This window comes from Neobacillus sp. plas4, from assembly GCF_057221695.1.
In genome coordinates, this window is sequence record NZ_CM170152.1 from 6042657 (window position 1) to 6068853 (window position 26197).

At 38.5% G+C, this 26197-nt stretch carries 22 protein-coding genes; 12 read left to right on the forward strand and 10 right to left on the reverse strand.

Going from position 1 to position 26197, the window contains the following annotated elements:
• Nucleotides 1-3 precede the first annotated feature (3 nt).
• On the reverse strand, nucleotides 4-1674 hold the full coding sequence (locus AC2TFD_RS30055; RefSeq protein ID WP_335516429.1) for a peptide ABC transporter substrate-binding protein: 1671 nt from the start codon (nucleotides 1672-1674) through the stop codon (nucleotides 4-6).
• 338 nt (nucleotides 1675-2012) lie between these two features.
• Between AC2TFD_RS30055 and AC2TFD_RS30060 the strand changes: the two genes are divergently transcribed.
• Both AC2TFD_RS30060 and AC2TFD_RS30065 read left to right on the forward strand, forming a co-directional pair.
• Nucleotides 2013-2378: a DUF3899 domain-containing protein gene (locus tag AC2TFD_RS30060; protein WP_335511848.1), complete on the forward strand. Its 366-nt coding sequence runs from the start codon at nucleotides 2013-2015 to the stop codon at nucleotides 2376-2378.
• Nucleotides 2379-2464: 86 nt separating this feature from the next.
• Entirely contained in the window at nucleotides 2465-3325 is an 861-nt protein-coding gene (locus AC2TFD_RS30065) for a helix-turn-helix domain-containing protein (protein WP_484674714.1), read from the forward strand.
• Nucleotides 3326-3523: 198 nt separating this feature from the next.
• Here the strand turns inward: AC2TFD_RS30065 and AC2TFD_RS30070 are convergent, their stop codons facing one another.
• Both AC2TFD_RS30070 and AC2TFD_RS30075 read right to left on the reverse strand, forming a co-directional pair.
• Nucleotides 3524-5812, reverse strand: coding sequence for an Ig-like domain-containing protein (locus AC2TFD_RS30070; RefSeq protein WP_484674715.1), 2289 nt, complete (start codon nucleotides 5810-5812; stop codon nucleotides 3524-3526).
• 338 nt (nucleotides 5813-6150) lie between these two features.
• The gene (locus tag AC2TFD_RS30075) at nucleotides 6151-7314 is read right to left on the reverse strand and encodes a Gfo/Idh/MocA family protein (protein WP_484674716.1); all 1164 of its coding nucleotides are present in this window, start codon (nucleotides 7312-7314) and stop codon (nucleotides 6151-6153) included.
• Nucleotides 7315-7537: 223 nt separating this feature from the next.
• On the opposite strand from AC2TFD_RS30075, the gene AC2TFD_RS30080 reads away from it, so the two are divergent.
• The gene (locus tag AC2TFD_RS30080; protein ID WP_484674717.1) at nucleotides 7538-8308 is read left to right on the forward strand and encodes an IclR family transcriptional regulator; all 771 of its coding nucleotides are present in this window, start codon (nucleotides 7538-7540) and stop codon (nucleotides 8306-8308) included.
• 66 nt (nucleotides 8309-8374) lie between these two features.
• Here the strand turns inward: AC2TFD_RS30080 and hprK are convergent, their stop codons facing one another.
• Together hprK and fabF are read right to left on the reverse strand one after the other, a co-directional pair.
• Nucleotides 8375-9307 (reverse strand): HPr(Ser) kinase/phosphatase, encoded by a 933-nt coding sequence (hprK, locus tag AC2TFD_RS30085; RefSeq protein WP_484674718.1) that lies wholly within the window; start codon nucleotides 9305-9307, stop codon nucleotides 8375-8377.
• Between the two features lie 126 nt (nucleotides 9308-9433).
• On the reverse strand, nucleotides 9434-10678 hold the full coding sequence (gene fabF / locus AC2TFD_RS30090) for a beta-ketoacyl-ACP synthase II (protein WP_335511849.1): 1245 nt from the start codon (nucleotides 10676-10678) through the stop codon (nucleotides 9434-9436).
• A gap of 345 nt (nucleotides 10679-11023) precedes the next feature.
• Here fabF and AC2TFD_RS30095 point away from each other — a divergent pair, with 345 nt between their 5' ends.
• The 6 genes from AC2TFD_RS30095 (at nucleotide 11024) to AC2TFD_RS30120 (ending at nucleotide 15927) form a co-directional block, all read left to right on the forward strand.
• Nucleotides 11024-12682, forward strand: a complete 1659-nt coding sequence (locus AC2TFD_RS30095) for a peptide ABC transporter substrate-binding protein (protein ID WP_484674719.1) — start codon at nucleotides 11024-11026, stop codon at nucleotides 12680-12682.
• Nucleotides 12683-12986: 304 nt separating this feature from the next.
• Complete coding sequence (locus tag AC2TFD_RS30100) at nucleotides 12987-13439, forward strand: staygreen family protein (RefSeq protein ID WP_335511834.1); 453 nt, start codon at nucleotides 12987-12989, stop codon at nucleotides 13437-13439.
• 320 nt (nucleotides 13440-13759) lie between these two features.
• Nucleotides 13760-14164 (forward strand): CidA/LrgA family protein, encoded by a 405-nt coding sequence (locus tag AC2TFD_RS30105; protein WP_484674720.1) that lies wholly within the window; start codon nucleotides 13760-13762, stop codon nucleotides 14162-14164.
• Nucleotides 14134-14826, forward strand: coding sequence for an LrgB family protein (locus tag AC2TFD_RS30110; protein WP_484674721.1), 693 nt, complete (start codon nucleotides 14134-14136; stop codon nucleotides 14824-14826). The genes AC2TFD_RS30105 and AC2TFD_RS30110 overlap by 31 nt, the downstream gene beginning before the upstream one ends.
• Before the next feature lie 83 nt (nucleotides 14827-14909).
• Nucleotides 14910-15629 carry an AzlC family ABC transporter permease gene (locus tag AC2TFD_RS30115; protein ID WP_484674722.1) on the forward strand — a complete coding sequence of 240 codons (720 nt, stop codon included), beginning with the start codon at nucleotides 14910-14912 and terminating at the stop codon, nucleotides 15627-15629.
• The gene (locus AC2TFD_RS30120; protein WP_484674723.1) at nucleotides 15622-15927 is read left to right on the forward strand and encodes an AzlD domain-containing protein; all 306 of its coding nucleotides are present in this window, start codon (nucleotides 15622-15624) and stop codon (nucleotides 15925-15927) included. The genes AC2TFD_RS30115 and AC2TFD_RS30120 overlap by 8 nt, the downstream gene beginning before the upstream one ends.
• Nucleotides 15928-16284: 357 nt before the next feature.
• Here the strand turns inward: AC2TFD_RS30120 and AC2TFD_RS30125 are convergent, their stop codons facing one another.
• Nucleotides 16285-17172: a LysR family transcriptional regulator gene (locus AC2TFD_RS30125; protein WP_484674724.1), complete on the reverse strand. Its 888-nt coding sequence runs from the start codon at nucleotides 17170-17172 to the stop codon at nucleotides 16285-16287.
• 217 nt (nucleotides 17173-17389) lie between these two features.
• Here AC2TFD_RS30125 and AC2TFD_RS30130 point away from each other — a divergent pair, with 217 nt between their 5' ends.
• From AC2TFD_RS30130 to AC2TFD_RS30140, 3 genes are all read left to right on the forward strand, one after another.
• The gene (locus AC2TFD_RS30130) at nucleotides 17390-17548 is read left to right on the forward strand and encodes a hypothetical protein (protein WP_335511822.1); all 159 of its coding nucleotides are present in this window, start codon (nucleotides 17390-17392) and stop codon (nucleotides 17546-17548) included.
• A gap of 383 nt (nucleotides 17549-17931) precedes the next feature.
• Nucleotides 17932-19287 (forward strand): MFS transporter, encoded by a 1356-nt coding sequence (locus tag AC2TFD_RS30135; RefSeq protein ID WP_484674725.1) that lies wholly within the window; start codon nucleotides 17932-17934, stop codon nucleotides 19285-19287.
• Nucleotides 19288-19565: 278 nt separating this feature from the next.
• Nucleotides 19566-20735, forward strand: a complete 1170-nt coding sequence (locus AC2TFD_RS30140) for a glycosyl hydrolase family 28-related protein (RefSeq protein WP_484674726.1) — start codon at nucleotides 19566-19568, stop codon at nucleotides 20733-20735.
• Nucleotides 20736-20802: 67 nt separating this feature from the next.
• Here the strand turns inward: AC2TFD_RS30140 and AC2TFD_RS30145 are convergent, their stop codons facing one another.
• The 4 genes from AC2TFD_RS30145 to AC2TFD_RS30160 all read right to left on the reverse strand — a co-directional run bounded on the left by AC2TFD_RS30145 (nucleotide 20803) and on the right by AC2TFD_RS30160 (nucleotide 25896).
• Complete coding sequence (locus AC2TFD_RS30145; protein WP_484674727.1) at nucleotides 20803-21798, reverse strand: phosphatidylglycerol lysyltransferase domain-containing protein; 996 nt, start codon at nucleotides 21796-21798, stop codon at nucleotides 20803-20805.
• A gap of 235 nt (nucleotides 21799-22033) precedes the next feature.
• Nucleotides 22034-23359: a 6-phospho-alpha-glucosidase gene (locus AC2TFD_RS30150; protein ID WP_484674728.1), complete on the reverse strand. Its 1326-nt coding sequence runs from the start codon at nucleotides 23357-23359 to the stop codon at nucleotides 22034-22036.
• Between the two features lie 48 nt (nucleotides 23360-23407).
• On the reverse strand, nucleotides 23408-25009 hold the full coding sequence (locus tag AC2TFD_RS30155; RefSeq protein WP_484674729.1) for a PTS transporter subunit EIIC: 1602 nt from the start codon (nucleotides 25007-25009) through the stop codon (nucleotides 23408-23410).
• Between the two features lie 113 nt (nucleotides 25010-25122).
• On the reverse strand, nucleotides 25123-25896 hold the full coding sequence (locus AC2TFD_RS30160; protein WP_484674730.1) for a MurR/RpiR family transcriptional regulator: 774 nt from the start codon (nucleotides 25894-25896) through the stop codon (nucleotides 25123-25125).
• Between the last annotated feature and the right edge of the window lie 301 nt (nucleotides 25897-26197).

Genomic DNA, 26197 nt, shown 5'->3' on the forward strand with positions numbered 1-26197 from the left:
CTATTATTCTTCAGCGCCAACACTAGCCCATTTGTATTCGTAAGTTGCACCGAATGCGTTTGTGAACACACCCTGTACTTTTGGAGAAACTAGCAGAGCACTTGCTCTTTGATATATAGGAGCGATTGCTGCATCATCAAATAATACTTTTTCTGCTTTTAAGAAGTTCTCATAACGCTTATCTTGATCTTGAGCTAAAGTTGTTGCAGTCTCGTTGATTAACTTATCATATTCAGCGTTAGAAAAGCCCATCATGTTATTTCCACCATCTGTTAACCATAAGTTTAAGAAGGTATATGGGTCAAGGAAGTCTGGTCCCCATCCAGCAATTTGGATATCATAATCCATTGCAGTATCTAATTCTAGACGTTGTTCAAATGGTACTTCTTTTAAAGTAACTTTTAAACCAGGAAGGTTTGTTGATAATTGGTTTGCAAGGTATTGGTTCATCATTTTAGAAACTTCGCTGTCGCCGCCAAGTACTTCGATTGATACTTCTTTTGTACCAAGTTCAGTTAAAGCTTGTTCCCATAGTTTCTTCGCTTCTGCTACGTCGTATTTTACAAGATCTCCACTAACTTCGCGGAAGTCTTTACCATCAGGAGTTGAAACGAAATCTTTTGGTACAAGACCGTTAGCAACAATAGATCCGTTGTTTAAGATTTCATCTACTAATGCTTGCTTATCAAACGCTCTAGAGATTGCTTTACGTACGTTTACGTTCTTAAGAGCAGGATTTTTAGTTTGGTTCAACTTCATATAGAATACTGAAGTATCAGGTTCTACTGTGTAATCATCATGCGTTGAATATTGGTCAACAAGGTCAGATGATAGTCCAGCACGATCAACTTCGCCTTTTTCATATAAGTCAACAGCAGTTTGTGGATCTTTTACTACCACATAATGCATTTTTTCTAATTTTACAGTTTTTGCGTCCCAATAAGTTTCATTTTTAACTAAGTCCCACTCGTTAGCAGTACTAGTCCATGTAGCGAACTTGTATGGTCCGTTTGCTAATAAAGTATCAGCGCTAGTTGCGAATGTATCGCCTTTTTCTTCAACGAACTTTTGGTTCAATGGTAAGAATGTACCGAAAGTTGTTAATGATTCAAAGTATGGAGTAGCATTTTCAAGTTCAACAACAAATGTGAAATCGCCATCCGCTTTAACACCTAATTGATCAACAGGAACTTCACCTTTGTTAACAGCAGTTGCGTTTTTAATAACGCCGCCCATCATGTATGGACCATATTCAGATCCAGTGTTAGGGTCAACGGCACGCTGCCAAGCATAAACGAAATCGTGAGCAGTTACAGGATCACCATTTGACCACTTAGCATCTTCACGTAATGTAAATGTCCAAGTTTTTCCATCATCACTTACTTTATGTTCTTTTGCAATACCTTCAGCTATTAGTCCTTTTTCATCAAGACGGTATAGGCCCTCCATTGTAGCACCTAAGAATTGGAAACCATATTCATCAGTTGCTGTAGATGGGTCCATAGAAGGGATTGTATCACCATTAATAAAGTTTAATACTTGTTCAACTTCTGGCTTGTCATCAGCTGGTTTTTTGTCCTTGTCAGCTGTGTCCTTATCGCCGCCTGAGCAAGCTGCTAAAAACATGCTCAGCACAAGGCTTAGGGCTAAAAGCCATGCATACTTTTTCTTCATAAAAAAATGACCTCCTATTGTTTTATTTTTCTGTCAATTCGCTCTTAAAAAAGAAGCTAAGAAAATCATACTATTTTTCAACTACTCTTGTAAAGACTAAAAATATAAAAGAATCTAAAAATTATTATATCATTATAGATTACAATAACATTACAGTTGATATACCAGCACTTTTTTATTTGCTATTTAAAAAAAAATTATTTCTTCATAATTTTTCTATGTTCCCAGCATGGAGGGAAAACCAGTTAAAGTATACTTTCAGAGGAAGTTAGGTTAAAATACGTTTATTCTTCTATGCATGTGTAAAATAATAATCTAAATTATAAGGTGAATAGGATATGTTCAAAAATAAATGGAAGTTTTTTTCACTTAATCTGTTGCTTACCCTCTTGATTTTTTTCATTTTTTCGGCTGATTATAATTTGCTCAATTTCATTAATTCTTTATTCTATATTAGCATTATCTATTTTACCACCGTTTTACTAATGTACACTATTAAAGGGGGGTTCTTTGATGGTGTAACGTTCGGGTTTAGAAGATTCAACAGCATTATGTTTAAACGTAACGATTATCTCGAGGAGTGGCGTGAAAAACCTCTTCCCTCTGAAAAATTTAACTCTTCACTCTATCAAAGGATTAAATTCCAAGCTGTTTCTCTGCTTATCCTGCTCATACTTCTATTGTTCATTTACTATATCATCTAAATTCGAGAGGCAGGATATGATGAAGAAATAGAGAATTCTATTTTCGATAATGAATTCTCGTAAAATGTTTGGAAGTGAACAGAGGCATGAAGATCTTAAATTATTTAAAACTTAATCAACACCCCATTCAGCTTCGCTTAGAACAGAATCGAACGGAAACATTTACAGAAGTATATCATGCCCATCAGGGAATGGAACTTCTGTATGTGCATAAGGGTATTGGAAAAGCGATCATTGATCAGCAGCTTTTCCATATTGATGAGGGTACATTAGTTATCATTAAGCCCTATCAGCTGCATCATATTCAATTTTCAACTTCTCCTAGTCAACCATACATTCGTTCTTTATTTGTATTTGAACCCGCAATACTAGAGGGATTTCTGTCTCCTTTTCCATCTCTTTATGAGTTGCTGCAGAGCATGTGCTACAACAAAAAAATGAATCCAGTCCTTAAGGATGAGAAAATTTTAGAGATAGAAAATATTATCAAACTCTTTAAGAGGAAAGCAGCAGAAAAATCTCCAGCTGAACTGCTGGAACAACAGGCACTTTTTATGATTGCAGTGCTCTCTATCATAAAGCCTATATGGAATGAAGCCATAAATGTCATTAAAAACTCATCGATTCATCCATCCACGGTTGAACTCATCATGCGTTGGATTGATGAGAATTATATGGAACCATTTGAATTGAATGCGCTCGCCAAGTCTGTTCATTTATCACCTGTTCATGTCTCTTCCTTATTTCGAAAGCATGTTGGCAGCAGCATTACGGACTATTTAACCGCGCGGAGAATCAGGGAAGCATCTTGGCTGTTAAAGACAAGCAGCCTGTCTGTAAAAGAAATTGGTGAATCCGTCGGACTCACCAATTTCTCATACTTTTGCCAGTTGTTTAAAAAAAACGTCGGTGTCAGCCCTCATCAATTTAGGAAGCTCTTTTCTTAAACTTTGTTGTTTTTTATAACGAAAATTAATGAGTTTACTGTGTAATATTGAGAAAAAATCAATTTAATAAGAAAAGAGCTTGCAAACTTAATTCGTTGGGGCAAAATAACTAATTTCACGTTAAAATCGGCTTTAGGATTTTAACAACATTCGTTACGAAAACAACCCTCTTAAAAAATGATGTCGTGAAAAATTATTCTAATTTGAGCTCACTGGGATATCAAGAATTTTACCGCCAACAGGCGTTTGCTTTATATTTTTCACTGCCTGTTTACCAAGACGGTCTTCAAGCTGCTGTAAATATAAGCTTTTCGGTTTAACATGCTTTCCATGGCTTTCTACATACCCTTGCTCACGTGGACGCATATCGCCCGCCTTCGGCCAATCACCAGGCTCAATGGCACCAACATGTCCAATCGAATAATTTTGGGCAGTTGGAGGCTGCTGGATAATCAAATCGCCTTCTGTGTTCCAGGCAATATAGTTTGCTCCCGACCAGCCATGACCCGTTCCATACCATTGGCGGTCCTGGATGGCAATTGGTGCTTTTATATTGTCAAAAAGTCCGCCGACTGACCATCTGTGGTGCGGCTCACTCTTCGTATAATTGATTTCCCCAACGCTGTCTAAAAAGACATTTGGTCCCATTACACGGCTGTCAACTAAAAAGGCATGCCTAGCTGTGTTGGCATAAACACGCTGCGTTAACAGCAATTGCCCGCCGTATTTATAAGGATATCTCCGGCTTCCAGTAATCTGACTTACCATATCAAGTGATTTCGTATCTTGAACCGTCACCCATTTGGTTGCTTTTGAAATATCAACAAGACTATATCGGAAATGAAGTCCTGTCACGTCCCGTACCCAAGCATTTTTTGCCTTATCAATTCGGATGGCAGTATTCGCATGCTTTTCGTCGGCATAGTAGGTTTCTCCGTTATTATGCACTTTCGTTACTGAAGGATCAAACACGGTGTCAAAACGAATGTTCTCAACACCGACGTTCTCAATGCGTTCATCCTGGTATTTGAGGATTTCACCGCCGCCCCATCTTACATCAATCGAATCCGCCAACGGAGCATCTACCGTAACAATATTTCCGTTAATCGCCGTAATCACACGATCAAACTCAAGATTAAACGGTTCCCATTGCAGGGTTCCGTCGGTATCAGGACCCGGGTCTTTTACAATTTGATCCATATCAATTTCATGAATCCAATGTGAATTTCCATATCGGCGGACAATGATTTCATCCCCAACGTTAAAGTTTTCAGCATTCTCTACATGGAAAGAGCGAGAGCCCACCGGAACATATAATTCAGTAATTTTTTCTTTCACTTCTTCATTAATCGTAATTCCTTCTATTCCTTTTAACTCCAGCATATTAATTTGTTTCGTTGTTGTAGACAGTACAATGGTTCCGTCTTCCTCCTGTCCTTTCCCCCGCAGGACAACACCGCTTGCTTGGATTGTTAAAGGATTATTAATCTCAAATGTTCCTTTTTCTAGAACAACGGCGCCGCGGAATCCACTTTCATTCATCGGCAATGCAGAAACTTCATCAATGGCTGCTTGAATGCTGGCCGTATCGTCTCCCTCAACCGGTGAAAGTACAACCTTTGCTTGTACATCCGGAATTTTAACACCGCCGCCTTGATAGCCCGCGTTTGAAAAGTCTAGAATTTGATTCCCTTTATAATCAGGAGTGTATTCTAACGTGCCATCCTTCCCAACATATACAATCTTGCTTTCATTACCGCCGACTTTTGGTTCATCGAGAACGGTAAAAAAGAAGCTATCATGTCGAGGCTGACCGTCAAAATGATAAACTAGATGAATTTCATAATGCCCTTTTCCATTCACTAACCCTTGAAAAGTAACTTCCTCATTACTCCCTTTATTTAGTGCTTTTTCTTGTACTGTTTGAATGACTTTGCCATCCTTGATTAGCTCAGCCGTAACAGTCCCATTCACAAAGGGCTCCAACTGAATAGAAGGGATCTGATCACCGGACTCCAGCAGTGCTGGCTCCCCAATTTCAATGGTCATTTTATCATGCAACAATGCTGCATCTACAAACCTGTCTTCAGGGTTTCTCACTTGCATAAACACAGAAGTTGATTTTGTAACATCTCCAGAGCTTACTGTTGCTGAAATCTTCGCTACACCGTCAGCTTTTGCGTTAACGATACCATCTGAATCAACTGCAGCTACTTCTGTATTACTGCTTTCCAACGTAACTTTTGTATTCGGGATATCTACTACACTGCCGTCCGCCATTACACCCTTTACATCTAAATCACGCACTGCCTGGGGCAGGGACTCAATAGTTGCATTTTCAGGATATTTCGCTTGCTCGTTATCCGTAAAATACACACTTTCAATACTTAATTCTTCGGCCATGAATCCCCCGCTGCCCGGAACTAGAGTGCCCGTTAAAAGTATTGAGGCCACAAGAGTAGTCACCTTGCTTTTAAAACGTTTCACATGCATTTCCTCCCCTGCATTTTTAATAGTTTTTCAAAAACATTTAACTGTTGTTTGAATTTTCATACTAATACTACCATTTTATAGCAGAGAAAATTGTTGTCCTATTTGCTAAAAATGTTGTTCTATTACTGTTTTATAATACGTAAAGCAGGGGATAAGCCAAAAGAAATGCGTATAAATACCCAGTAATATCCTTTTTACACATAAAAAAACAAAACCAGTTCAAGTCAGAACTGGCTTTGTTTTATGCATTTTATTAAATTTTTTCAATTAATAATATACCAACATTTTTTAATTCTATAACCTTTTAATGTCGCCGGACTCTATTTGTCCGCTTAATGCGTCCCTTTGACATCTAACGTTGTGTTCGTTACATGCTTTTTCTCAAATGTGGATGTATTGATTTTTTCTAGTAATTTTTCATAATAGAGGTTTGGGTCCACTGGCAATTCTACCATTTCATTTAACCAAGAAGATAAGTAGATACCGTTGGAAATTTCTAGTGCTTTTATGCCATCTTCACCTGGGGAAAGGAGTGATAATCCTTTTTCGATTGCCTCCACCCAATTTTGAACAATTATTTTGTGATTCCCATTTTCACTTGCAACTGGAATTTTTATTTTTTTAGATTCAGGCATACCAAATCCACCTGTAAATGACAAGTTAAATTCTCGCTCCGACTGTGCTAATTGGTGGAAAACAAGTTCCTCATCCTCAACCACGATTTTACCACGGTCACCAACGATCTCGAAACGGCTTGTACCAGGCGCTTCTCCTGTCGATGCAATAAACACACCTGTAATCCCATTTTCATATTCCAAAAACGCCGTTACATCATCTTCCACTTCAATATCGTGATATTTTCCTAAACTGCTCACTGCACGGATACTTGTTGGCATTACTCCGGTCGTCCATTGCAGCAAATCGATTTGATGAATGGCTTGATTGATAAGGACCCCGCCGCCTTCCCCTTTCCATGTTGCTCTCCATTTACTTGAATCATAGTAGCTTTGAGGGCGGTACGGTGCAGTGTAAATCAAATTCACTCGTTTCAAATCGCCTATCTGTCCTGATTTGATAAGGTCTCGAATTTTTTGATAAAGGGGATTTGCCCTTTGGTTGTACATAATACCGAAAACTTTGCCACTAAATTTTGCTGCAGCATTCATTTCAAGTACATCTTTTGTAAATACCCCGGCTGGCTTTTCAAGCATCACATGTTTTCCTCTTGCAAAGGCCATTTTTGCAAGTTCTGGATGACTATAATGAGGGGTGGCAATAATAACGGCATCGATACCAGACTCATTGAAAAATGTCTCTTTGTCCTTGAAAATTTTCACATCACCCTGTGTATTTGCTTCCACCCATGCAATCCTGCTTTCATTACTGCTGCAAACTGCCGTTAACACAGCGCCTTTAATTTTCCCTTTATCCAGCATTTCAACATAAGAACTGCCCATATTTCCTATTCCGATTACACCTATTTTAACTATACTCATTATTTTCCCCTCTTTTATGTTCGAATAGTTGCTCTAGGTTATTTTTATTAGTTACAAGTACTAACCACATCGTGGTACACCTGTATCACATATTGGTTAACCATATTATAACGATGAATGATCTCCAAGGTCAACCTATTTGTACTCCTTCAAAAAGCAAAGGCATTGAAACAACACAAATTAAAGTTATAATGAAATAGATTATGTGGAAGGGGAAATATTTATGAGCACCGAAAAACAGGATCCATCGAGAACAGCTAATGTTCAAGTAATCTCCCGTGCGGCTAAAATACTGAGGGCTCTTAAAAATCATCCAAAAGGGTTAAGCTTATCGCAGATAGCCAAAGAAGTGGACATGGCCAGGTCAACCGTTCAACGTATTGTCACGACGCTAGAACAGGAAAGGTTTGTGTCAAGTGCTTCTAGTAATGGAGGTTATCGTCTTGGAGCTGAGATTGCTATGCTGGCAGGGGCTGTTCATCGTGATTTAAGAGAAGATATCAGGCCTTTTTTAATAAAATTATCGCACCAAGTCAATGAGACAGTAGACCTCTCCGTTTTAGACAATGGGAAGGTGCTTTTTGTAGATCAAATTATCGCCCCGCATCCATTGCAGGCGACTTCACAACCTGGTGCCTCTTTTCCATTACATTGCACAGCAAACGGAAAGGCAATACTTGCCTCCATGCCTATAGCGGAAGTTGAAAAACTGCTGCCAGATCATTTACAGCAGTTTAATGATCATACTATTACGAGCAGGGATGAGCTGTTTAAGGAGTTAGAAGTGGTTCGTAATCATGGGGTTGCTTTTGCAAGGGAGGAACACATTGAAGGAATTTGTGCAGTGGGCGCAGTTGTGGTCGACCGCATGGGGAATTTAAGCGCCATCTCGATTCCACTCCCAGCAACTCGTTTTTACGGGAATGAAGAGAAGCTGGCTGCAGCACTTCTCGATACTTGCAAGAAAATTAATCGGCACTTTGATTTTAAATAGAAAAGGCCCCTCGTTAAAAATAACGAGAGGCCCTTTTTCGGTCCAGTTTCCTTAACACTCTGCCTATTACTTGCCGGATAACGTAATATCCGCTTCGATCCTGCTCATAAATTCTTCTGCTGCGCTGTATCCTTGCTGCTTTAGATACCAGTTATTTGCTGCTGCCTCTATTAAGCCAGCCACATCACGTCCCGGCTGGAGCTGGATTTCCATGGATGGAATCTTAACACCCATATAGTCTGTATAGTTAATTTCCTGATCCAAATCATTATACAAGGCGTCTTTTTCCCATTTCGTCAAATTAATATCTAGTGTAATTCGTGTTTCGTCTTGAAATGCCTTGCGGCCATAAAGCCGCACCACATTCAACAACCCAATGCTGCGAAGTGCCAAAAACTCCTTGGTTTTCTCATCATGAGTTCCGAGAATGGTTTGCGGACTAAGCTTCTTTAGGACCACGATATCATCCGCTACCAGCCGATGTCCTCGGCGAATTAATGTATGCGCAGTCTCGCTTTTCCCTACTCCCGAATTTCCGCGAAGCAGTATTCCGATGCCGGACACATTCATACAAACTCCATGAATGGCAATTTCAGGTGCTAATTCCTTCACCAAATATGCATCTAATTTCGTAATAAATTCTGAAGTGATCTCAGTTTTGTTTGTTACTAACAACGGGATTGCCTGTTCAATACAATGATGCGTTAAATAGGTAATATCTTCTTCACCGGCCGTTACGATAAAGCATGGTGGATGATAGTGGACAATATTTCCAATCCGGATTTTCCGTTCCTCATTACTTAACTTATGCAAATAGGTAATTTCCTTTTTCCCCAAGATTTGAACTCGTTCAGTTGGAAAAAAATCAAAATGGCCAACAAATTCAAGGCCCGGACGATGCACCCGTGATTGCGTAATCACTTTCTGCAGTTGACCTTCACCAGCCACTACTTTCAATGAAAACTTCTGAACTAAGTTTTCAACGGTAATTTTTTTCACCTATATTCACCCTTTTAATATTTACTTATAAATAGTGGATTCCTCATCGCCCTCTACGAATAGCTGTAAGGCAAGCAAAAAGACGACTCCTATTGATATTATCAGGAATCGTCTTTCTAAAAAACCTTATTTACTAAATTTTTTAAAAATTAGTGTCGCATTATGACCGCCAAAACCTAATGAATTTGATAGTGTGACTTGGATATCCTTCTTCCTTGCTACGTTAGGGACATAATCTAAATCCAGTTGTTCATCAGGAGTTTCATAATTAATTGTTGGCGGGAGGATTCCTTCCTTAATTGCTAATAGAGAGAAGATTGCTTCGATCGCACCCGTAGCTCCAAGCAAATGTCCTGTCATTGACTTTGTCGAGCTAACTGAAAGAGTATAAGCGTGTTCTTTGAATACTTCCTTAATGGCTAATGTTTCATTCAAATCGTTATAAAAGGTGGATGTTCCATGGGCATTGATATAATCCACTTGTTCCGGAGAGATTTCAGCATCCGCTATTGCTAGCTTCATGGCACGCTGTGCACCTTCTCCCTCCGGTGCTGGTGTTGTAATATGGTGGGCATCACCTGTAGCACCATATCCAATCAGCTCTCCATATATGTGAGCATCCCGTGCTAGAGCATGCTCTAATTCTTCTAACACCAAGATCCCAGCTCCTTCCCCGATAACAAACCCATCACGATTTTGATCAAAAGGCCGGCTTGCTGTTTTTGGATCTGGATTTTTCGAAAGAGCGGTCATATTCGAAAAGCCAGCAACGGTCATTTCTGTAATGGTTGCTTCCGTTCCCCCAGCAATTATCATGTCGACATCGCCCTTTTGGATTACACGGAAGGCATCTCCAATTGAATTTGCTCCAGAAGCACATGCGGTGACGGAACAATTGTTAATCCCTTTTGCACCAATTTCGATGGAGACTTGACCTGCTGCCATATCAGGGATAAACATCGGAATTGTAAATGGATTGACCCTTCTTTGACCCTTTTCAATAAATTTACGGTGCTGTTCCTCGAACTCACCTAAACCGCCTATTCCTGACCCAATCCAAACCCCGACGCGTTCAGGCTGAATATCAACGCCAACCTCAATCCCTGCATCTTTTACAGCCATTTTGCTTGCAGCCACAGCGAATTGACTGTAACGCCCCATTCTTCTTGCTTCCTTTCTATCCATATATTCCTCAGGAGCAAAGTTTTTTACTTCTGCTGCAATTTTAATATCAACTTTTTCTACATCGAATATCGTTGCAGGAGCAATTCCTGATACACCATTTTTAATGTTCTCCCATGTTGTAAAAGCGTCATTCCCCAAAGGAGTAACTGCTCCAATACCAGTAACCACTACTCTTCTTTTCACTATTTCTCTCCTCCATTCTTATTTAAATTATAAGCCAGTTCTTTCTCCAGTAAATCAAAATAAACTTAGATTATTGTAAGCCTTTTATTTAACCTTTTACAAATATCCCTTCCTGCTATTGCAAATCACAAAAGAAATCTACTAATTATTAACTAAAATATTATATTAATCTATTATACAAATCTCGCAAATAATATCATATGGTGTGACAGAGATTCATACTGACAAAATAACCCATGTAATATCTTTACAACCAAACTAGTTAATGAGTATAATAAATTACTATAGTCCGAATATTCTATACATATATAATATTTGGAATTAGATAAAATTAGGAGGGGAAAATGAATGAAGGTCAAAAATTTGCTATTACTCTTGGTATTTGGATTGATGCTAAGTGTACTCGCTGCATGTTCTGATGAGACAAAGGAACCAGCGGGCACAAAAACGGATGACACGGCGGCAGAGGAAAAAGTACTTAACTTTTTAAATCCTGAAGCAATTCCATCAATGGACCCAGCTTTAGCAACAGATGAGTCTTCCTTTATCTACTTAGCGGCTACCATGGAAGGTTTATACCGGCTGGATGAAAAGACGCAGCCATCTCCTGGGATAGCCACCAGTCATAAAGTTAGTGATGACGGTCTGACATGGACATTTACATTACGTGAAGATGCTGTATGGTCAAATGGTGATAAGGTAACAGCTCACGACTTTGTATATGCTTGGCAGCGTGCCGTAGATCCTGCTACAGCTTCAGAATATGGCCCGTATATGATGAGCGGAGTAATCAAAAACGCTACAGCTGTTAACAAGGGCGAGGCGGCCGTTGATCAGTTAGGAGTAAAAGCTGACGGTGATTTTACACTCGTCGTTGAATTAGAAAATCCAACACCATACTTTGAAACATTAACGACATTCGGAACATTCTTTCCGGTAAATAAAAAGTTTATAGAGGAAAAGGGCGATAGTTTTGCAACAAGTTCGGAAAACTTATTAGCAAATGGTCCCTACAAAATTTCTAATTGGTCAAGCACAAGTGATTCATGGGAATTAGTAAAGAATGAAGACTATTGGGATGCAAAAACGGTAAAAATGGATAAACTGACTTTCAAAGTCGTAAAGGACCCGCAAACTGCACTTGATTTATATGAAGAAGGTACAGTTGATCGTATGGACTTAACATCCGACTTGGTCGACCAATATTCTACTAGTGACGACTATACAGTTTCAGCAGATACATTTGTTTATTTCTTAAAGTTTAATCAAACAAAGTCAGAGGCATTGGCGAATAAGAATATCCGTGCTGCTCTCAGCAGAGCATTTGACAAAGAAGCATTAGTAGGTGAGATTTTAAACAACGGATCCATCGCTGCAAATGGCTTGGTTCCAAAAGACTTTACACCTATGCCTGAGACAGGTGAGGATTTCCGTAAAGTAAGTGGAGATCTAGTCACGTATGATCTCGAGAAGGCAAAAGAGTTTTGGGCAAAGGGATTGGAGGAATTAGGAACTGATTTCGTTGAACTTGAGTTCTTAGCAGATGATGACAAGACAACTAAAAACCTAGTTGAATACGTTGCAAACCAACTTTCAACAAATTTAGAAGGATTAAAGATCAACATTAAACAAATTCCTAAAAAGCAACGTCTTGATTTAGATAAAAGTATGGATTATCAACTTCAGCTTACTAGATGGGGCCCTGACTTCCTTGATCCATTTACTTACATGAACTTATGGATTACAGATGGCGGGAACAATATGACTGGATATTCTAGTGCGGAATATGACAAGTTGGTTAATGAAACAGCAACAATATTTGCTACAGATAATAAAGCACGCTATAAAAACTTCTTAGAGGCGGAAAAAGTGCTGTTTGAAGACGCAGTAATTGCCCCTGTTTACCAGGCTTCAAGAGCACAATTAGTATCTCCTAGAATCCAAGGGGTGTTTGTGAATCCATTTGGTGCAACCTACGAATATAAGTGGGCAGATGTAGGCGAGTAAAACAGCCAGGAAAGCCGGGGGGACGGTTCTGGTGGCATTAGAGCCACCAGAACCGTCCCTCCGGTATTTTCATTAAAATTATGATCTCCTTTTGCATTTACAATTCAGATAGATTGCCCTGAGTCTATTTTATTGTCTACCCTTTTTATACAAGTATTTACTACCTAAATCTATGTCTACATTTGTAATTTTTTGTATTATAATAAACTTTTTTTGCCCTTTCTTTTTAAAAATATGCATATATCCCCGAATAAACAAATGATCATCGGCATAATGATAAAAAAAACGATTGGAGTTGATTGCTTTGAGCAATTTTATTCCTGAAAAACTATCTGTGAACTACAGACCCGGTGCTGATGTTACGAAACCTGTTATTCCAAGGCGTTACACACTAACGCACTCTGATTTAACAGGTGATTTATTTTTGGACATTGGAATTGATTATGCTTGGGATAAAATCAATTCCATGAGAGATGAAGTATTAGGTGAATGGAAACAAAGTGGAAATTCCTTGTATTATTGTGTTTATGTATCTATAGATCAAGGGCAATATACCCAAAATATATCAGCAAAACGCAATGAAATATTTAGACGTGAACTGCCGCTAGCACTAACAGCCATTCGGTACGGCGATAGGTTATTTTTCAATGCATACCCTCATTTAGATCAAGCTCCCATCTTTATTAACTTTATGTCCTCTTATCCCCAGTTTGCAAAGCGGGAAAATTGGGGAACCTTCCAAAATTTCAACAGCTAAATATAAACCCATTCAGGTTCACCGTGACTAGATCCGGTAATATAGCGTGCTTGTATATCGGCTCCAAATGTAATGCGGATTAAAAGGTTATTATGCCACCCTCGATCAGGTCCCGGAGCCTCAACTATCAACCTAGCAAAACTACCAAACTAATTATGATATAATAGTTTGGTAGTTTTGCTTCATCATCTAAAATTCCTCGTTTTATGAACAGAACGAGGAGTTTTTTCATTAGGACAAAATATGGTGACAGGCACCTTTTTAAATCAAATTATAAGAAAGAAGGGAAGCTGCTCCTAAAAAACAGGAGCAATGCAAGCATGAAAATTTTAATCATCATTTTGCAAACTGGTATTTTGTCTCTTTTTTATCTTGCTGGAACCGTAATTCACAATCTTTTTCACTTGGTCATTCCTGGTAGTATTATAGGACTTTTACTGCTTTTCCTATGTTTATATTTGAAAATAATCCCTGTAAAGTTTATTGAGAATGGAGCAGGTTTTCTGTTAAGTATATTAATGTTATTTTTTATTCCGGCTACCGTTGGGATCATGAATTATTCTTCTCTGCTTTCTTTTCACGGCGCTTTATTCATTGCGGTCGTTCTGTTAAGCACCATCTTCACCATTGTAGCAGCAGGAATAGCAGGTCAATATTTTGAGAGAAAAGCGCAGAAAGGGAAGGATGAGAAAGAATGGAAAAAGCCCTATTCACACTCTGGATGATTTTATTAACGGTCGCTGCCTTTTTTATAACAACTAGAATTTATAAAAGATATTCTTACTCATTTTTAATTCCCGTTTTAACGTCAACGACTCTCATTATCATTATCCTTTGCGTGCTTCAAATTCCTTATGAAAATTATATGATTGGCGGGCAATGGATTAGTTCCCTTTTGGGTCCATCCGTTGTAGCACTTGCCTATCCTTTGTATAAGCAGCGTCATTTTATAATCAAACATTTATTCCCCATATTAGGCGGGGTTTTGGTTGGCGCTTTTTCTGGTATGGTAAGCGTTGGATTCCTATCTAAGATATTAGGACTCAATCAGACGTTGATTCTATCAGTAATCCCAAAGTCCCTTACAACCCCTGTTGCCATAGAAGTGACTAGAGGATTGGGAGGTAATGCCTCGCTGGCAGTCGTAGGCGTCATGATTGCTGGAATCTTTGGTGCAATAGCAGCTCCTGTGATCTTTAAGTTCACCCGAGTTTCTAGTCCCATTGGCAGAGGGATTGCTCTTGGCAGTGCCTCACATGCCATAGGAACATCAAAAGCTGCCGAATACGGTGAACTTACCTTTTCGATGAGTTCCGTTACGATGACAATATGTGCAGTCATTGGCTCGTTTCTAGGACCCATCATCGTATGGATATTTCAAATTTAAAAACGTAGTGCCTGTCACATAATTATGCTTCTGATTAAATTTCTATTTTATGGCAGCAATGTTAGAGGAGAGAAAGAGAGAAAATGAAAACAAATATTGGAGAATGGAAAAGCGGGTTAAAGAACGGAATTCCCATTGCAATGGGTTACTTTGCGGTTTCGTTTACTTTTGGCATTCTTGCCAAGCAAGCCGGGCTAAATCCATTTGAAGCATTATTGATGTCGGTGACTAATTTAACATCAGCTGGACAGTTTGCCGGGTTGACGCTTATTGCCACTGCCGCAGCAGTCGTCGAAATTGCTGTCACACAGCTAATTATTAACTCTAGATATTTTCTAATGTCATTTGCTTTATCCCAAAAAATTGACCCAAACACGCCCATTTACCATCGATTACTCATGGCATATGGTATTACAGATGAGGTATTTGGAGTGTCTATTGGCGTTCCCGGAAAGTTAAGCCCTTATTACGCTTACGGTGTAATGAGTGCTGCGGTGCCAGGGTGGGCTCTTGGTACATTATTTGGCGTTATATCCGGAGATATTCTGCCGCCAAGGATGATTAGTGCATTAAGTATTGCACTGTTCGGAATGCTGCTTGCTGTCATTATCCCTCCGGCAAAAGGGAATAAAATCCTTTCTGGAGTGATTATCATCTCTATGGTACTAAGCCTGGTATTTGCAGAGCTGCAAATCCTTCAGTCCATCTCATCCGGATTAAAGATTATCATCTTAACGATTTTGATTGCAGGTGTCGCAGCGTTTGTATTTCCGGTAAAGGAGCATAGTAAAGAATATGAATAATGCTATTTTTTATATCTTAGTGATGGCAGTTGTGACGTACCTCATTAGAGTGCTGCCGCTTACACTCATCAGAAAAGAAATCAAAAATGTCTTTATCCGATCATTTTTATACTATGTTCCATATGTGACATTAGCAGTGATGGTCTTTCCGGCAATTTTAGACGCAACGGCATCGCCCTGGTCCGCATTAGCTGGATTTATTGTTGCCATTCTTTTTGCCTACCGGGGGGCCAGCTTAGTGAGTGTTGCCCTATTGGCCAGTTTTTCAGTTTTTGTAGTAGAACTGTTTTTATATTAAGTCAGGAATTAAATTAACTATTCTGCAGCTTCTTGTCCTTAAACGAGTAACCAGCAAGCGTAAAATACACGGAGAATTTCCGGTTAAATGCTGAATGGAGCTCGCTTCGAGGTAAATAAGGGGAGTTTTTCCGACTATGTATAGCAAAATTCCTCATTTTCACGTTTTTCGGGTCAATAGGCGGAATCTCTCCGTCTATTGAAACTATTTTTATTTGTATTTACAAAGTAAGCGGAATTTTTCCGTCTATTTTTCAAAGCAGGTGCTCACCTGGTTCCCCAACCGATAAGTGAGAACCTTCTTATTCCAAAAGGGGAAGGGAGCCTTAACAATAAAAAAGGCCCCCTTTCCTATTTTTCAATGCGCTTGGTGTAACTCCAATGATTCAATAAAATTCACAAAGACCTTCACGACATTCCATTCCAAGGATTCCTTATGGTAGTACATCCATGTACTCCTTAATATGGGTTTCCCATTTTGGTCAGTCAAGTCGTACTTTTTTAATTCCTTACTATCCTTAAGCATTCTGCTAGACATGATTCCATAGCCTAATCCATTAATAACCATTTGCTTACAAGTATCCACCTGATCCACTTCTATACTGATTAGCGGCGGCTGGGTATAGTTTTCGGCCCACCAATTTTCAATTAATGAATTTAAAAGGTAATCGCCGCTATAGTCAATTCTGGGGAGATTAGGCAAATTCACCATATCAATTGGCTCACTAGACGTAACAGCAACTGTTTCTTCAAATAATAGATGTTTCTTTAGTCCTTTACCGCTATAGTCACCCCGAACAAAGCCAATATGAACATCCTTATTGTGTATAGAATGTGTTACATCTTTACTCCAGCCAGTAATCACTTTAAATTCCACATGAGGATATTGACCTTTAAACAATTTTAAAATATGGGGCAGTTCATAGTTGGCGAAAAAGTAAGATACACCTAATTTCAATGTTCCTGCGACTTCATTACCGGACGTTTTACTCATATTCCGGACATGCTCTTTTATATTATTAAATTGAGCAATGATATCATCAGCACAATGAACAAGATATTCTCCCTCTGGAGTAAAATGAACCCCTCTGCTTTCTCGTGTTACGATTTTGACACCTAATTCTTCCTGCATGTTCTTTAAACGGTTGGTTAATGCCGGCTGGGTAATAAACAATAGCCGCGCTGCTTTCGATATATTCTTCTGACTATAGAGGACCTTCAGTATTTCCCAATCACGGTAATCCACTATTTACCTCCAAAATATCCGATATAATATTTTTTTATATCATCGTATATCTTTTTTGCATTTTATTTAATTCTATTATTGCATTATGATTGGTCTGTAGCAATTGATAATACATCCTAGATTTTGAATTGAGGGTTATGCAAGCAAGATTTAACGGGTGATTGATAGAAGTACTGTCTACAAGACAGAATACTTAAAAATAGGGAGAGAGATTTTAATGTGGATTATTACTTGTTATTTAGATTCAAAAATTTCTATGTTTGAATTTAAAACAGAACAAGAAGCAAGAGAGAAACTAAAAGACATAAAGGGCTATAAAGTTCTTTCTGAAGTTGTTTACTTCAATGATCCGTGTTTCCAGCAAGAAATTGCTTAATATACCAAAGCAAGGAGGCCAATGTATTTCACCATTGGCCTCCTTGTTTTAATATTATCAGCCACCACATGAAATTATTTTCGAAGAAACTGCTCCATTTATGATAAGGTTCCCCGCACTATCCTTAATAGTACAGCTTTAGCCATTTCTTCTACCCTTTTACAAGACAATTCCTTCAAGACCTACTAAAACTTCCCAAGTGGACATCTTAACTTATATTTCAGAAAACTTTAAAAATTGTTTTTTTTATATTGAAATCAAATTAATTGCCGTATATAATCTCTTAGTAGAGAACAATATTCACTATTAGTGAAGTGCAAAGGTTAGTAACTCACTTGTATTTAGTAAGCGCTATCAATAAATTGTAAAGAGGGGGAGAAAATGTGAAAACCATTAATTCGGCAGAGGTTATTGCTAACAGTAAATTTAACCGCTTCCATTTGAGCCTGCTTATTTGGAGTTTTCTCATTATTTTGTTCGATGGATATGATCTCGTTGTTTATGGAACCGTCGTACCAATTTTAATTGAAAAATGGGGTCTAACCCCGGTAGAAGCAGGGGCAATAGGAAGTTATGGCTTATTCGGAATGATGTTTGGCGCTATCCTTTTCGGAACACTTGCTGACCGGATTGGCAGGAAAAATGTCATTGCTATTACATTGATATTATTTAGTTTATTTACATTCCTATGCGGCTTTGCCGAAACACCCACTATGTTTTCAACCTATCGATTTTTAGCTGGCCTGGGGCTTGGAGGGATCATGCCCAATGTCATTGCGTTATTAACAGATTATGCTCCTAAAACAATGAGAAGTATGATTGTATCAGTTGTTCTATGCGGCTATTCGGTCGGAGGAATTCTTGCACCTTTATTAGGAATCTTTATTATGCCTAAATTCGGCTGGGAATCTATTTTTTGGTTTGCGGGCCTTCCTCTTGTTATGCTGCCAATTATGTATAAACAATTACCGGAAACTGCCAGTCATCTTATTAGGACTGGAAAAAGGGACAAGTTGGTTGCAACTCTATTAAAGGTAAATCCTGAGATGGACATCCAACAGAATGATGAGTTTGAAGAGCTTAGGGAAAAAGATACAAAGGTTCCGATTATTGGATTATTTCAAGATAAAAGGGCTTTAAGTACGGTTATGTTTTGGATTGCCTTTTTCAGCTGCTTATTGATGGTTTACGGTTTAAATACTTGGCTTCCTAAGCTGATGATTGATGCTGGATATGGACTAAATTCAAGTTTAGCCTTCCTAGTCACCCTTCAAGGAGGTGCCATTATCGGAACGCTAATCATAGGACGGCTTTGTGATAAATATGGTTCCAAAAAGATGCTTGTTCCAATGTATGCATCAGGGGCAATTGCTTTGACTTTACTTGGTTTTAGCGGAAATTCCTTTGTGATTTATCTCCTTGTAGCCATTGCCGGTGCTGCTACAATAGGTGCACAAAATATTGTACAGGCTTATGTTTCCCAGTACTATCCACCATCTATCAGATCAACTGCCTTAGGGATGGCATCCGGTATCGGGAGAATTGGAGGTATGCTTGGTCCGCTATTAGGTGGATTCCTTTTATCCGTATCTCTTCCAATTCACTTAAATTTCATCGCATTTGCTATACCAGGATTGCTCGCAGCTGCAGCTCTGGCAATCGTACCCGTTAGAAATGCGCACTCTAATAAGGTTGATACTAACACCAGACGAGATTCAATTAATGATGCCGCAGTTTAATTAGTACCTTATCAGATATAGAGATAATACCTTAACATGTAAATGGAGCCAAGTTTTCACACTGGCTCCATTTCTTTTGCTACTATTTATGGTCTGTTCACCGCATCTTTTATACAGTCAGTTATTGCAAAAAGTACTGATATTTTCAAAAAGGCATATGGCCGCCTAAAATGTTATGATATTTGCCTAAATTTCAGCATATACACCTAAATAAGATACATTCTTTACGGTGTTGCGTTGTGTGTAATTATTTTTTAAGGAGTTGATTTCTAACCTGTATGAATTACTATCTACTACCGGAGGATTTCGGGGCAAAAGGCGATGGTGTTACAGATGATACACAAGCCTTGAAAAACTGTATGGCCAGTGCACAAGGGGGGATGGGGATTGTAAACCTTAAACCTCGCACAACCTATGTAATTTCACAAACATTAGAAATCCCGGACTATATCTCGATTATTGGTAATAATGCCGTAATAAAGGTTGGCGTTACATGGTATCATATGTCTTTAGGTGCCAGTGTTCCTGTTAATACCATGCTTTGGGTAAAGGGCCGAGAACCCGCCGCCGGAACAGATTTAACTATGAGCACTAGATTTATTAAGGATTTGCAAATTGATGGAAATGCCAATTATAGTAACCTTATTGGTATGTATATGGGGACATCTGATCAGAGGAAAATTACGCAATCCTCCAGCGTTAACCATGCTGTCTATAACTGTACATTTAAAAATATTTCAATCTATCATGTTTCCACCGGTTTATTTCTAGCGGAAGTATGGGGATGTTATTTTGAATTTATATCCACCTCTTATATCAGGGACACCGGCTTAAAAATACAGGGTCAAATTGTGAATAACACCTTTGTTGGGTGTCAGTTCAGTGGTTTAAATTATGGAGTGTATGTAAATGGAGCAACGTACCAGGGCTTTATCAGACGACCAGAGGGCTGTATGTTCTTAGGTGGTTACATTGGTTCAGCCAGATGGGGTGTGAATGTGGTCCAAGGATTGGCTTTTAAATTCTCACACGTGATTATTGACTTAAATACCAACTTTGCTGTTACGGGGGTCGATATGTCTGACGTTGTATTTGACGGGTGTTGGATATACAGTAAAGCAAGGGCAATTAATATACAAGCCATATTTACGACCAATAATAACACCTACGTAGCTTTTAATAATTGTAATATTCTTTGTGATGGTGTAACGGATCCTTATGTAGTCTATGTCCATGTCAAACAAAATGGGATTGTGTTCAATAGTTGTAATATTAATGGTGTTATGTACTGGGATGATGGCACTAGTGGTATCGTGACCAACTGTCAATGGGGAGATCCAGCTACTACCAGGCCTAGAATTATCAAATATGGAACCGGAAATGTAAGACAATCTCTCAATATGTTTAAACATGATGGATCCCTAATTATAACATCAGGAACGAAGTAATTAAGCGATATAAATCCTATCTTAAACTCTCCCTCATTTTTTCTAAATAAGGATCCATTTTCATGGTTTAGCGGTAATTAAAATCTTTAAGATAAACCCGGTACCGGTTTAAATTTAATTCTGGTCTAAACCGTTCCTTAAAAAAAATTAATCCTTGATCTCCCAGATCACTGCCGTCATTCATGTATTCAATAGAAGAATTGACCTTAAAGCTTTCTTTTACCAACTCATATAAAAGCAGCTCTGATAGTCCCTCAACCTTATGGTCACCTTTCCTTAAACAAGTCCAAGATTGACCCGTTGGCAAACAACCTCCTGATGTCATACCAACAATTTGACCATCAATTTCAACAACTAAAGCAGTGTGGTCCAACTCATCTGGATACTTTAAGATTTCCTTAGAGTAGGTACCATCAAATATGGATTCACCTTTCTCGTTTGCCCAATTTTTATTAAATTCCATCACTTTGTGATAGTCGGTATCACCTTCATATTTTCGAATAATAGCTTGAGGATACTTGCGATGAAATTTATTGATTTTTCTGCGGACGTATGCGAATTCTTTTCCAGCCAAGCTGATGAGTTTTTGAATACTAAAATGCCTCTCAATCCCCAATAATTTCTTAGGGTCGAAACGTTGATTAAATTTCTTGGAGGTTTGTAAAAATTGTAGTTGGGCTTCGTTAATAGTCCGTACTCTGCTATATATCTGATTTCCAGTTAATTTGTTCAACTCATAGCAGTATGCCATGCATTTATATAGAACCTTAACGACATGTTCTGCATCTCCTTTCCCAAAAGGCAAACAAACAAGAGAAAGATATTGATGGTGCACATTATAAAAAAACGGTACTAGCATACCATCAATGATTTTCCAAACTGTTTTCCTTTTTCCAGACTGTGAAGATGCCCATAGGTAAGCAAAGTTAGAGGACCAGACGGTGGCCGGACATTCACTTTCCTTAATAAACTTATCAAAAAGAAGTTTGTCGTTAAGGTCAATTTCATTGAACAGCCATTTGCCAATGAATATACGCTTTGGGTTTTTATTAGGTTGATTCATAGTCCCCCTCCTAAGAGTACCTTGTCTTAAATCCTTTCATATATATTATGAAAAAGAATTTTAATTGTATTGGACAGGTATAGCAGGTAAGGCACTTAATTTTTTGACGGACAGAATGATGTCTCTTTTCTTCCAAACCATTTCTTGAACATTCCGCTCTCATCCAATTGATATGAGGACCCATAGAAAAAAGGCGAAAAGCTCTTCACCTTTCGCCTTCTTTGTATCTATAAAGTTAGTTTAATTCAGGCCAGTAACCTTGATTAGCTTCAATTAAATCATCCAAAATTTCTTTTGCAACTTTTGCACTTGGTACTGTTTTTGATAGTGTTAAAGCCTGCCATAATTTTTGATAGCTTCCTTCAATGTAAGCTTGTACGACTAATTTTTCAACCGTTACTTGCTGGTACATTAACGCTCTTTGGAATTCAGGAATCTTTCCTTGGCTTAATGGCTCCGGACCATCGCTTCCGACTATACATGGAACTTCTACCATGGCGTCATCATCAAAATTCGCAATGGCACCATTGTTTTCAACAATTAACAGCATTCTTTCGTGCGTGTTAAAGGCAATAGCACGGGCTAGGTCAACGACAAAGGTTGCATGAGCGCCCATTTCAAATTCACAGCCTTCTGCTGTTCCTCTTTCAATGATGGTTCTAGCTGTTGAAAAAACTGTTTTTTCTCTGCCGGCGATAACTTCATTGGCCCTTGTATATTCTGGATTTGAATGTTCGACCACGTAATCAGGATATAAATAATACTTTAAATACGTATTTGGCAGGAATCTTGGATCCACAGCTAACAAATCTTTCGCTTTTTTATGTGTTTCCTGCCAGCTGGCATCCGTATGTTGAGTATCTACTTCTTTTTGAGTAAGATAGCCGTTCTCTGCAACATAATCTCGGACTTGAGGCAGATATTCATTACCTTCTTTATCTTTAACGCTAGTCCACCAGCCAAAGTGGTTTAATCCGAAATAACGGACTTCTAAATCCTGCGGCTCTTTTCCGATGATATGCGAAATTCTGCGCAGGGTTCCTACTGGCATGTCACAAATATTCAATACTTTTGAATTTGGACGAAGTACGCGGCAAGCTTCTGCAACAATGGCTGCAGGATTGGAATAGTTTAACATCCACGCATTTGGTGCGTATTTTTCCATAATGTCAATCAATTCAATCATATCACCGATGCTTCTCATCCCATAAGCAATTCCGCCAGGTCCACAAGTTTCTTGCCCGACAACACCGTGCTTTAATGGAATTTTTTCATCCTTTTCACGCATTTCATATTTTCCAGTACGGATATGTGCAAAACAGAAGTCGATATCTGTGAAGGCCTCTTCCGGATCCGTTGTATAGCAGTATTCAATATCCGGTGCTTTTTCTTTTAATACAATTTCGATAGCTTCCCCTAATACCGCTTGTCTTTCACCATCATTATCATATAATTTTAATGTTCGAAGTGGGAAACGGTCCAGGTTATCCAATAACATCATAACAATCCCTGGTGTATAGGTACTTCCTCCACCTGCAATAACGACTGAGAACTTTTTCATTTTCCCCATTCCCTTCTAGTAATCTTTGTTTTTGTATTCTTCACGGTTCTACTCGTTTGTTGTTAATCCTAAATAGCTGTCGACAGCTTTTCTAATGTTTGTTACCTGTAAGCCATAAACAACCTGAACATTCTTATCTTTAATCACGACTCCACTGGCACCAGTTTCTCTTTTCAAAACTTCTTCGTTGACCTTTTCAGGGTTATCCAGTGTTAAACGAAGTCTTGTGTAACAGTTTGTTACTGTATTAATGTTGCTTGCTCCGCCTAATGCATCGACGATCACTGGGGCAATTCCGTCATTCCCCTGCGGCCCTGAAGCCCCGGTTTTTCCTTGGTGTTGCTTTTCCTTTAGATCTTTCTTCGAATATAATTTTGTCTCGTTGCCTTCATCTTCTCTTCCTACTGTCTTGAAGTTAAATTTCACGATTAAGAATCGGAAGACCAAATAGTAAATACAGAAGAAGATTAATCCAATCAAAATGTACATTGGCCAATGTGTTTTTTCAATTCCAAGCGGCAGGTTGAATAATAGGAAGTCGATCATGCCGTTTGGGCCAATGGCTCTGACATCCAATAGATTAAACGTCACCATCGCTAAACCGCTTAAGGCCGCGTGAACAACAAATAACAGAGGTGCGACAAACATGAATGAGAATTCAATAGGTTCTGTAACACCTGCAATAAAGGAAGTAACGGCAGCTGGAATCAAAATCGCTTTTACCTTAGCCTTGTTTTCAGGCTTGGCTGTATGATACATCGCTAAACAGGCTCCGATTAATCCAAACATTTTTGAAATACCACGTGCGTCCCAAACTACAGATGAAGAAAGCACTTTTACCGTTGGATCTGCAATCTCCGCATAGTAAATATTTCTTGCTCCTTCAAAAATTTGTCCGCCAACTTCAGCTGTACCACCCAATGAGGTATATAAGAATGGCGTATAGATTAAGTGGTGCAGCCCGGTTGGAATTAACAAACGCTCTAACATTCCATATAAGAAAATACCGAAGCTTCCACTGTGATTGATTAGTGTACCAAGGTTATTAATTCCGGCTTGGAAAAACGGCCAGATAAAAGTAAGTCCAATTGATAAAAGAACAACGATTGGAATCAGTACAATAAAGACGAAGCGTGATCCGCCGTAAATCTGAAACGCACCTTTAAATTCTTTATCAATAAATTTGTTATGAACCATCGCAGTGACAATCCCGAGGATAATCCCGAGGAATACACCCATATCGAGGATTTGTACACCCAAGACCAAGGTCTGCCCGGTACCCTGCAGAGATTCGCCTTCAAACAGCACACCGCTCAGCTGCATAAATTTATTCATCGCATTGACAAATACTAGGTAGCCAAGTAAGGCCGTAAATCCCGCCACCGCTTTATCTTTATTGGCTAAACCAACTGCAATACCGACACTAAATATAAGTCCCAAGTTACCGAGAATCGAAACCAATGATCCGGTTAAAATCGTACCAAAACCAGTAGTAATCGGATTATCTAAAAACGGGATAACTTCTATTAATCTTGGATTAGTAAATAAATTTCCCAGAGCAATTAAAATACCCGCAATCGGCAAAATAAGCACTGGAATGAACATTGCTTTGGAAAAGCGCTGCATGCCTTCCATGACTTTTGTTTTCATTTTGCCTCCCCCTTTTATCATGTTTTGTTGACAGGTTTAGAATACAATGTAACCGTTTTATAGTCGATAGATTCAACAAGATAAAAAACGTGTTTCACATATTGAAACACGTTTCACTCATTCTTATCTTTTTTTGGTAATAGTGTTCCAACATACTGTTTGACAATATATTCGAACATCAGCAGTAGACCGGGAAAAAAACTATTCGGCAGCATGTTTCTATCATCTAGTTTATTATGATCGGTGATTTTAAAATTTAAATCGGAAAGCACTGCAATCCTATTTTCAGTTTCCTTTGTGAAAGAAACAGTGAAAATATGGTGCTCCTTGGCAGCCTGTATTTTATCGAGGACAAGCTGTGTTTCACCTGATTTTGAAATGACTATTAAAGCACCGATATCTTCAAGATTATTTTCGAATACGCCAATCGAATCGGTTCCACTGGCAAAAATCGTCTTTCTCCCAAGTACTAATAGTTTTTTGTACAAATACTCTGCCGCAATTGCTGAAAAACCTGTAGCATAAATAAAAATATAACTTTGGCGGAGGGTTAAGACTTTTTTAATAAAGATTCCAATATCCTCCACTGTATTATGGGTCATAAAATCCTTTGAATTAATCTCAAAAAAGTCCTCCATCACGCCGTTTTCCGGTAAATCCGCTTTTTTAACCAGAGGGAGGAGGTGGTAATACATATCGATGAATCCCGTATATCCTAATTTTTTGGAAAGGCGAATTACAGTTGCAGGAGAGGTAAAATTCTCTTTCGCAATATTTCGTACTCCCATTTGCAAGACACTGTCAATGTTAATAATGATATATTGTACAATTTGGACTTCTATTTCTGATAAATTTTTCCCTTGAATAATTTTGCTGATATCAACCATATATTCTTCACTCCACTTTGCCACTATTTTTATTAGTATTTCCTATTAAGTGGAACTTTCCCATCTGTTTAGATTCTTAAAATTAATGAGTGCTGTTATTCTTATCTTATCACTTTAAGAAGACTTATGATGTTCTAACCTCCAAGAGAAAAGTGATTACCCTAACAGCAAATTCTAAAATAAAAAAACGCGCTTATTTATTATACGGTTCCCCGCACCTAATTAAATGGCGGCTTTCTTCTTGGCACTATTTGTTTCACGTGGAACAGGCATATTTACAAAGGCACCCTTAAAGATTGAT

Excerpts from the sequence above, each read along its gene's own strand:
- AC2TFD_RS30055 (WP_335516429.1), bottom strand. The coding sequence starts at position 1,674 with ATGAAGAAAAAGTATGCATGGCTTTTAGCCCTAAGCCTTGTGCTGAGC.
- AC2TFD_RS30060 (WP_335511848.1), top strand. The coding sequence starts at position 2,013 with ATGTTCAAAAATAAATGGAAGTTTTTTTCACTTAATCTGTTGCTTACC.
- AC2TFD_RS30065 (WP_484674714.1), top strand. The coding sequence starts at position 2,465 with ATGAAGATCTTAAATTATTTAAAACTTAATCAACACCCCATTCAGCTT.
- AC2TFD_RS30075 (WP_484674716.1), bottom strand. The coding sequence starts at position 7,314 with ATGAGTATAGTTAAAATAGGTGTAATCGGAATAGGAAATATGGGCAGT.
- AC2TFD_RS30080 (WP_484674717.1), top strand. The coding sequence starts at position 7,538 with ATGAGCACCGAAAAACAGGATCCATCGAGAACAGCTAATGTTCAAGTA.
- AC2TFD_RS30095 (WP_484674719.1), top strand. The coding sequence starts at position 11,024 with ATGAAGGTCAAAAATTTGCTATTACTCTTGGTATTTGGATTGATGCTA.
- AC2TFD_RS30105 (WP_484674720.1), top strand. The coding sequence starts at position 13,760 with ATGAAAATTTTAATCATCATTTTGCAAACTGGTATTTTGTCTCTTTTT.
- AC2TFD_RS30110 (WP_484674721.1), top strand. The coding sequence starts at position 14,134 with ATGGAAAAAGCCCTATTCACACTCTGGATGATTTTATTAACGGTCGCT.
- AC2TFD_RS30115 (WP_484674722.1), top strand. The coding sequence starts at position 14,910 with ATGAAAACAAATATTGGAGAATGGAAAAGCGGGTTAAAGAACGGAATT.
- AC2TFD_RS30120 (WP_484674723.1), top strand. The coding sequence starts at position 15,622 with ATGAATAATGCTATTTTTTATATCTTAGTGATGGCAGTTGTGACGTAC.
- AC2TFD_RS30130 (WP_335511822.1), top strand. The coding sequence starts at position 17,390 with ATGTGGATTATTACTTGTTATTTAGATTCAAAAATTTCTATGTTTGAA.
- AC2TFD_RS30140 (WP_484674726.1), top strand. The coding sequence starts at position 19,566 with ATGAATTACTATCTACTACCGGAGGATTTCGGGGCAAAAGGCGATGGT.
- AC2TFD_RS30145 (WP_484674727.1), bottom strand. The coding sequence starts at position 21,798 with ATGAATCAACCTAATAAAAACCCAAAGCGTATATTCATTGGCAAATGG.
- AC2TFD_RS30150 (WP_484674728.1), bottom strand. The coding sequence starts at position 23,359 with ATGAAAAAGTTCTCAGTCGTTATTGCAGGTGGAGGAAGTACCTATACA.
- AC2TFD_RS30155 (WP_484674729.1), bottom strand. The coding sequence starts at position 25,009 with ATGAAAACAAAAGTCATGGAAGGCATGCAGCGCTTTTCCAAAGCAATG.
- AC2TFD_RS30160 (WP_484674730.1), bottom strand. The coding sequence starts at position 25,896 with ATGGTTGATATCAGCAAAATTATTCAAGGGAAAAATTTATCAGAAATA.